Raw genomic sequence first — 8,170 nt, 5'->3', positions numbered from 1 at the left:
AAGATAGCCAATGGTGAAAAGCCACACATTAAAGACTTATTTCACGCTTATAAAAAACGCCATTTTGGTAAAATAATCAAATTAGCATTAGCTACGATTTTACCTTTATTAATTGGTTATATTTTATTATATTTATTCCAACAACTACTTACTTTAATCGCTACAAAAGCATTGGTTCCTTTAATTAAAGGTATTTCAAATGATGTAGTAAGTTATATTGTTCAGACAATCATTAATCTAGCATTTATGTTCATTTCATCTATTTTATTAGCATTAATTGCGATATTCTTTATTAATACATTATTGTCATTCTGGAACAATCCAAAAGGCAAAATCATGCAACATTTTAAAGAAGCAATTAAACGCATTAAAAATGGTAAGAAAACATTCATGAAATTCTTAATAGGTGTATTATTAATTTCACTGTTAAACTCAATTTTACAAGGACCTATCTTCGAACTATTACAACTTGCAACAACGAATATTTCTCAAAACGTTGCTAAAATATTAATCACGATATATGGTATCCTCGTTGGTTTAATAACAACACTGTTAAACTACTTAAACCTTGGTGCCATTACACAATACTTTGAACGCTTCGGAGAGAAGATAAAATCATAATTTAAGAATAGGCAGGCTAAGACATGAGTCATGAAATAGTACTTTTAACTTTATTTCATGCAATTTCCAAAACAGCTGACTCCTAGGGGAGTAGCGTGCGTCCTGAGACTACAGGCTCAGGCCACGCCCCAGGAAAGCATGCTGTTGATGGAAATTGAGTAAAATGTCTAGCCTGCTTTTTAAATTGACTTTAAATTAGAATTAAAGTAGATGCTTTTCTAGAAATTTCGCAGCACCGTCTTCGTTATGATCATAGTCTGTCTCATATGACGCAAGGGCTTTTACATGAAGAGGCGCATTCATCATAGCGACCGTATAATGGCCAAACTCAAACATTGCGCGATCATTGTCACTATCGCCTATCACAAGTGTCTCAGACTGATCGATGTTAAGTTTCTTGATCATTGTTTGAATGCCAGTCCCTTTGTCGATGCCATTTAACATTGTCTCGACATTATGAGGAGATGAGTTTGATATCGATATATTTAAATCTTCTTGCTGTGCTATGACGTCACGAAATTTGTCAATTTGATCAAGCTGAGGTGTAAACATATAAAGTTTTGAAAACGTCGTGTCCGGTAACGTATCCACCCAGTTTACCTGATGTATCAGAGCGTATAAGCGAGATTGCCACTCACTTTCACCGACTCCCTCAGGTTTATCTTGATTGAATAACTGCGTCACAAAATCCTTATCATCATTTAAAATCATACGATTGTCATTAAAAGGGAAAACCTCATAGTAGATGTCATGTGACTGAGCGAGATCAACAATCTTCTGAACTTGCTTTAAATTTAAACCGTGTTGAAAAACGATGTCATCTTGATATCTACCATCTGCGCCATTAGATGAAATAATACCGTCTACTTCAAATTCGCTCGGTACAAGATTCGCGATTTCATTATGTGCACGTCCTGTTGCGATAAAGACATAATAGCCATGCTCTCGAAGCGTCTTTAGCGTCTTAGTCGTATACATGCTAACTTTATTTTCAGTATGTAATAAAGTGCCGTCCATATCTAAAAAGATTGCTTTTACATTATCCATTTTGATCCTCCAAATTATGCATTTCATATAAATTATGTCACGTTTAACATACTTTCACAATAAAACCCATTATAAAAAAGGGCGTGACAGATAAGCGATAACCGCTCATCTTCACGCCCCTATTTCGATAACACGCTAAACATCTATGCGCGTCATGTCATCTAAAGCTTGTATAAATAGTTAGATTTTATAATTAAATTTCTAAGTTATTATTCAACAGTTACTGATTTAGCTAAGTTTCTTGGTTTATCAACATCTAAGTCTCTGTGTAATGCTGCATAGTAAGAAACAAGTTGTAAAGTCACAACAGATACTAGTGGTGTAAGTAATTCGTGTACTTGTGGAATTACGTACGTATCGTCTGCTTTATCTAAACCTTCCATGGAGATAATGCATGGACGTGCACCACGTGCTACAACTTCTTGAACGTTACCACGGATTGAAAGGTTAACGTTTTCTTGAGTTGCAAGCGCAATAACTGGTGTACCATCTTCGATAAGCGCGATTGTACCGTGTTTTAATTCACCACCAGCGAAACCTTCAGCTTGGATGTAAGAAATCTCTTTAAGTTTTAACGCACCTTCTAAACTTACATAATAGTCTAATGTACGACCGATAAAGAATGCATTGCGTGTTGTTTCTAAGAAGTCTTTAGCAATGTCTTCCATCTTAGGCGCATCGTCAACGATAGCTTCAATTGCTGTCGTTACTTTAGCAAGTTCGCGTAGTAAATCTAAGTCAGCTTTGCGACCAAGTTCACGTGCAACAACTTGAGATAAAATTGATAATACAGCGATTTGAGCGGTATAAGCTTTAGTAGATGCTACCGCGATTTCTGGACCAGCATGTAATAATAACGTATGGTCTGCTTCACGAGATAAAGTTGAACCTGCTACGTTTGTAACCGTTAACGCTTTGTGACCAAGTTTTTTCGTTTCTACAAGTACTGCACGGCTGTCTGCAGTTTCACCTGATTGAGAAATAAAGATGAATAATGGCTTTTCAGAAAGAAGTGGCATATTATAAACGAACTCTGAAGAAACGTGTACTTCAGTTGGAACGCCTGCCCAGTTTTCTAAATATTGTTTACCGATTAAACCTGCATGGTAACTTGTACCTGCTGCGATGATGTAGATGCGGTCTGCTTCTTTAACATCTTTAATAATTTCTGGATCAACTTTGAGGTCACCAGCATCGTCTTGATATTCTTGAATAATACGACGCATAACAGCTGGTTGCTCGTGAATTTCTTTAAGCATGTAGTGATCATAAACGCCTTTCTCAGCGTCAGACGCATCGATTTCTGCTACATATGTTTCACGATCTTGAACGTTACCTGATTCATCTTTGATGATCACTTCATCACGTTTAACGATAACTGTTTCTTTATCGTGAATTTCTTTATATTCATTTGTAACTTGTAACATTGCTAACGCATCTGAAGCGATAACGTTGAAGTCATCACCAACACCTACTAATAATGGTGACTTGTTCTTAGCTACATAGATTGTCTCTTCATCTTCATTATCTAAAAGACCTAAAGCGTAAGAACCATTTACAAGTGAGATAACTTTACTGAATGCATCTTCAGTTGATAGCCCTTCATTAGAGAAGTATTCAACTAATTGAACGATTACTTCTGTGTCTGTTTGAGAGATGAAGTTAACATCACTTAAGTATTCGTCACGTAATTCTTCATAGTTTTCGATAACACCATTATGTACTAACGTAAAACGTTTAGTAGCTGATTGATGAGGGTGAGAGTTTTCAAAGCTTGGCACACCGTGAGTCGCCCAACGTGTATGACCAATACCTAAAGTACCATCTACATCATTATCTGTTTCTTTTCTTAATTCTGAGATACGACCTTTTGCTTTGAAGATATGCGTACCTTCATCATTGTTAATTGCGATACCAGCTGAGTCATACCCACGATATTCTAGTTTTTCTAATCCTTTTAAAAGTAACTCTTTAGAGTTCTGTGAACCAATATAACCTACGATTCCGCACATATATAATTTCCTCCATATCAAAATAACGGTGTTTGTACGCATCTTTAAAATTGAGCAACTACGATACGTAAAACATCGTTTAGTTGTATTTTTTATGATGGCTATCTTATTAACTTTGGACATTAAGTTACCTTAATGGTTTAATTAATAAGCTACGAATGAGCCACATCCGGGATAGCATCCGCCGAACTAATTCGATAACTATCCTCCTCGTCTACAAGTTTTAAATATAATTAGCTTTGATTTCTGATATAAACCAAAACCTGACAATTACATTCAACACTTGTTCAGGCGCTTTATAAGACTTATTTCTTCGCTCAATATAGCCAATTGTACAATGGTAATGTATATAAATGCAAACAATATATATTAAAAATTCAGTTAATAGATTTTAAGTAACTTGAGCAGAAGTAAACTTCTTTGAATAGATATTAATAATATTAATTTAAATTTAATTTGTTTTGATATTTCAACTAAAAAAAGCTAAGGTCTTTCAACCTCAGCTTTTAAGTAAGTATTATTTTAAGCCCATTTTGTCATCAACAACAGTAGCAATACGTTGCGCATATTCTTGAGCTTCTTCATCTGTTTTAGCTTCTACCATGACACGTACTAATGGTTCTGTACCAGAAGGTCTTACAAGAATACGACCTTCACCGTTCATATCCGTTTCAACTTCTTCCATAATAGCTTGAACGTCGGCATTATCTGTTACACCATGTTTATCTTCAACTTTAACATTGATTAACGCTTGAGGATATTTCTTCATTTGACTCGCTAATTCACTTAGCTTTTTACCAGAGCGTTTAACGATTGCTGCAAGTTGAACACCTGTTAATAAACCATCACCTGTTGTATTGTGATCCATTAAAACGATGTGGCCAGATTGTTCGCCACCTAGGTTATAATTACCGCGACGCATTTCCTCTACAACGTAACGGTCACCTACTTTAGTTTTGTTAGAAGCGATGCCTTCGTTTTCAAGTGCTTTATAGAAACCTAAGTTACTCATCACTGTTGAAACAATCATGTTATCATTTAACTCTTGATTCTTAGCCATATCTTGACCAAGGATGAACATTATCATGTCACCATCAATAATATTACCCTTTTCATCAACAGCGATTAAGCGGTCTCCATCACCATCAAATGCTAAACCAAAGTCACTCTCAGTTTCGACTACTTTCTCAGCTAATAATTCAGGATGTGTAGAACCTACACCTTCATTGATATTATAGCCATCAGGATTACAACCGATTGTTTCAGTGTCAGCTTCTAAATCACCAAATAAGAATGGTGCTAAAGAAGATGTTGCACCATGAGCGCCGTCTAAAACAATCTTTAAGCCTTCAAGGTTAACATCTACTGTAGACTTTAAGTAACTAATGTATTTTTGAGCACCTTCAAAATAATCAGAATAATGAACAATGTCGTTACCAATTGGACGAGGTAGTTCAGTGTTTTCATCATCTAATAGTGCCTCGATCTCAGCTTCTTGATCGTCTGATAATTTAAATCCATCTGTACCAAAGAATTTAATGCCGTTGTCAGCAACAGGATTATGTGATGCAGAAATCATGATACCTAATTCTGATTCCATCTCTTTAGTAAGGTAAGCAACACCAGGTGTTGAAATAACGCCGAGTCGCATTACTTCTGCGCCGATTGAAACTAATCCAGCAATTAAAGCGGATTCTAGCATCTCACCAGAAACACGCGTGTCACGACCAACTAATACTTGCGGATGTTTTTTACCTTTATTATGTGCTAGAACATAGCCCCCATAACGTCCTAGTTTAAAAGCTAATTCCGGTGTTAACTCTTTATTCGCTACACCTCTAACACCGTCAGTACCAAAATATTTACCCATATTACATATCTCCTTTTTCTCTATATAAAACTTTATTTAACTTTTACTTTTGCAAATACCTCTTCAGGAGTAGCTTTTTTTACCCCATCAGGTAGTTTTAATTTAACCTTTTTAGTGTCATCTTTACCTATGTCACTTACATCTACTTCTGCTTTAATTGATTCAAGTGATTGCAACTTATTACGATCACCAAAGACTTCTACTTCTTCTTCATCTAAATCAACATCTTTAATTTCCTTGTTATCTTTTGGTTTACCCGTTAATTCGGGTTCTAATTTTATCTTTTTACTATAAGGTTCAACTTCAACACTTAATTTAACATCTTTTGGTTCAATTATGACATCGAGTTTGTTTAAATTGCGGTCAAAAGCACTTACTTCACCAATATCTGTAGTATTATCACTTACATTAGGTGATTCCTTAAAGTTAGCTTTTAAATATGCAATCTTATCAATTTGATGTTCTCCACCAGTAACTTTGACTGACTTTGGATTAACCTCTTGATGTGAAATTTGATAGTTAGGATTGATATGATTACTACTTACATCTGGTTCTACCTTCATCGTCTTAGAAACACGCTTTTCGATACTTACGTTAGCTGCTTTAGGTTTAACTTTCGCGTTAATGTCCTTGCTTAAGCCTTTAACTTGAAACTCAACACGTTTTTTACCTGGCTTCACTTCAGTTAAGTCGGCAACAACTTTAAAGTCTTGTGTTTTTTCAGCTTGTAAGATTTGTGATTGCGGTCCTGTTACCACTACATCAACCTTCTTAGGTACACCAGATACATAGTAACTTTTATTATTGTATTGTACTTCAGTAGGCACATTACTAATCGTATGTGCCGAATCATTACTTAGTTCATCAGTATTAAACATATTGCCAAAAACGTTATTCACTGAAATAAAGAAGAATACAGCTAATATTAAGGAAACAAAACGTAGTCCCCATTTGCTATCTAGCATATCACTTCACACCTTTCTGTTTAAGGTGCGTACCAAACCAATGTTCAGCAAGCAATTCTTTAAATACATCAACAGATATATCTTTACGTAACTTCCCATCAAAAGTAACAGATATTGTACCTGTTTCTTCTGAAACGATTACGGTAAATGCATCAGATACTTCAGAGATACCAACTGCAGCTCTATGACGCGTACCTAGACTTTTTGCAATTTTAGGGCTATCAGATAGAGGTAAATAACTTGCTGCCGTAACAATTTTCTCGCCCCTTATAATCATTGCGCCATCGTGTAATGGCGTATTTGGAATAAATACATTTGTTAAAAGCTCTTGTGAAATATCGGAGTTCATTGGAATTCCTGTTTCAACATAGTCTTGTAAACCAGTCTCTTTTTCAAAAACGATTAAAGCACCAATACGGCGTTTAGCCATATATTGAATCGCTTTAGTTACATGATCTACAAGTTGATTCTCTTCCTTAGAGTTGGTTTGCGTATAACGCTTAAATAAACTACCTCTACCAAGCTGTTCTAACGCACGTCTAATTTCTGGTTGGAAAATAACAATAACTGCTAAGAACCCCCATTGTAAGACTAAGTCGAACAATCTAGAAGTAGTAGATAACTGTAGCCAATAACTAATTTGCCTACCAATAAGTATAAAAAATATTCCTTTTAATAATTGTATAGCTTTTGTCCCTTTAAAAACGGTGATCAAAAGATATAAAACATACCATACAATTGCTAGGTCAAGGATTCCCGTAATAATATCAATTGTGTCTAAATTTCTGAAAATATTGGAAATCTGCATAGCATCTCCTCCGATAAACTTTTCCCATAAACTATATTATAGCAATCATCACGTTCACTGTCATATAAGAATCTGTAAAGGTATAAAAAAACACTGTATCGATTGATACAGTGTTAAAAGTGAGCCATAGAGGATTCGAACCTCTGACCCTCTGATTAAAAGTCAGATGCTCTACCAACTGAGCTAATGGCTCAAAATGGCTGGGCTAGCTGGATTCGAACCAGCGCGTGACGGAGTCAAAGTCCGTTGCCTTACCGCTTGGCTATAGCCCAATAATATGAATGGTGGAGGGGGGCAGATTCGAACTGCCGAACCCGAAGGAGCGGATTTACAGTCCGCCGCGTTTAGCCACTTCGCTACCCCTCCGTATGTATACGAAAGATAAAATGGTGGAGAATGACGGGTTCGAACCGCCGACCCCCTGCTTGTAAGGCAGATGCTCTCCCAGCTGAGCTAATTCTCCAATTAATGACTCCTACGGGACTCGAACCCGTGTTACCGCCGTGAAAGGGCGGTGTCTTAACCGCTTGACCAAGGAGCCATGGCTCCACAGGTAGGACTCGAACCTACGACCGATCGGTTAACAGCCGATAGCTCTACCACTGAGCTACTGTGGATTAATATTAAATAGCTTGGCAACGTCCTACTCTTGCGGAACGTAAGTCCGACTACCATCGGCGCTAAAGAGCTTAACTTCTGTGTTCGGCATGGGAACAGGTGTGGCCTCTTTGCTATTGTCACCAAACTATTTTTAACTTGTGAGAAGCGTTCATTAAAAAGCTTCAAAAGTTAATGAATGTACATTATACATTCAAAACTAGATAGTAAGTAAATGATAAAACCAAAA

General features: G+C 36.3%; 5 protein-coding genes, 6 tRNA genes, 1 rRNA gene and 1 pseudogene. 1 reads left to right on the top strand and 12 read right to left on the bottom strand.

Annotated elements, in window-relative coordinates:
- Positions 1–621 (top strand): annotated as a pseudogene (locus tag A33S_RS0111045) (hypothetical protein); the annotation flags it as partial.
- Between the two features lie 201 nt (positions 622–822).
- Here the strand turns inward: A33S_RS0111045 and A33S_RS0111040 are convergent.
- The 12 genes from A33S_RS0111040 to rrf form a co-directional block, all read right to left on the bottom strand.
- Positions 823–1,668: an HAD family hydrolase gene (locus tag A33S_RS0111040; protein ID WP_009384957.1), complete on the bottom strand. Its 846-nt coding sequence runs from the start codon at positions 1,666–1,668 to the stop codon at positions 823–825.
- Positions 1,669–1,877: 209 nt separating this feature from the next.
- The gene (gene glmS, locus A33S_RS0111035) at positions 1,878–3,680 is read right to left on the bottom strand and encodes a glutamine--fructose-6-phosphate transaminase (isomerizing) (RefSeq protein ID WP_009384958.1); all 1,803 of its coding nucleotides are present in this window, start codon (positions 3,678–3,680) and stop codon (positions 1,878–1,880) included.
- A gap of 517 nt (positions 3,681–4,197) precedes the next feature.
- Complete coding sequence (glmM, locus tag A33S_RS0111030; RefSeq protein ID WP_009384959.1) at positions 4,198–5,550, bottom strand: phosphoglucosamine mutase; 1,353 nt, start codon at positions 5,548–5,550, stop codon at positions 4,198–4,200.
- A 32-nt stretch (positions 5,551–5,582) separates the two neighbouring features.
- The gene (locus A33S_RS0111025; RefSeq protein ID WP_009384961.1) at positions 5,583–6,515 is read right to left on the bottom strand and encodes a CdaR family protein; all 933 of its coding nucleotides are present in this window, start codon (positions 6,513–6,515) and stop codon (positions 5,583–5,585) included.
- Position 6,516: 1 nt separating this feature from the next.
- The gene (gene cdaA / locus A33S_RS0111020) at positions 6,517–7,323 is read right to left on the bottom strand and encodes a diadenylate cyclase CdaA (RefSeq protein ID WP_009384963.1); all 807 of its coding nucleotides are present in this window, start codon (positions 7,321–7,323) and stop codon (positions 6,517–6,519) included.
- 120 nt (positions 7,324–7,443) lie between these two features.
- Positions 7,444–7,516 (bottom strand) — tRNA-Lys (locus A33S_RS0111015).
- A gap of 4 nt (positions 7,517–7,520) precedes the next feature.
- A tRNA-Gln gene (locus A33S_RS0111010) sits at positions 7,521–7,595 on the bottom strand.
- A 10-nt stretch (positions 7,596–7,605) separates the two neighbouring features.
- Positions 7,606–7,689: transfer RNA gene (locus A33S_RS0111005), tRNA-Tyr, on the bottom strand.
- 21 nt (positions 7,690–7,710) lie between these two features.
- Positions 7,711–7,786, bottom strand: a tRNA-Val gene (locus tag A33S_RS0111000).
- A 6-nt stretch (positions 7,787–7,792) separates the two neighbouring features.
- Positions 7,793–7,864, bottom strand: a tRNA-Glu gene (locus A33S_RS0110995).
- Between the two features lies 1 nt (position 7,865).
- Positions 7,866–7,940: transfer RNA gene (locus tag A33S_RS0110990), tRNA-Asn, on the bottom strand.
- A 13-nt stretch (positions 7,941–7,953) separates the two neighbouring features.
- Positions 7,954–8,068: ribosomal RNA gene (rrf, locus tag A33S_RS0110985) — 5S ribosomal RNA — on the bottom strand.
- Between the last annotated feature and the right edge of the window lie 102 nt (positions 8,069–8,170).

The sequence above is a fragment of the Staphylococcus massiliensis CCUG 55927 genome, assembly GCF_000298075.1.
In the GTDB taxonomy this organism is placed as follows: domain Bacteria; phylum Bacillota; class Bacilli; order Staphylococcales; family Staphylococcaceae; genus Staphylococcus; species Staphylococcus massiliensis.
The sequence above is the reverse complement of the archived record's forward strand: the minus strand, read 5'-3'. Positions and strand labels throughout refer to the sequence as shown.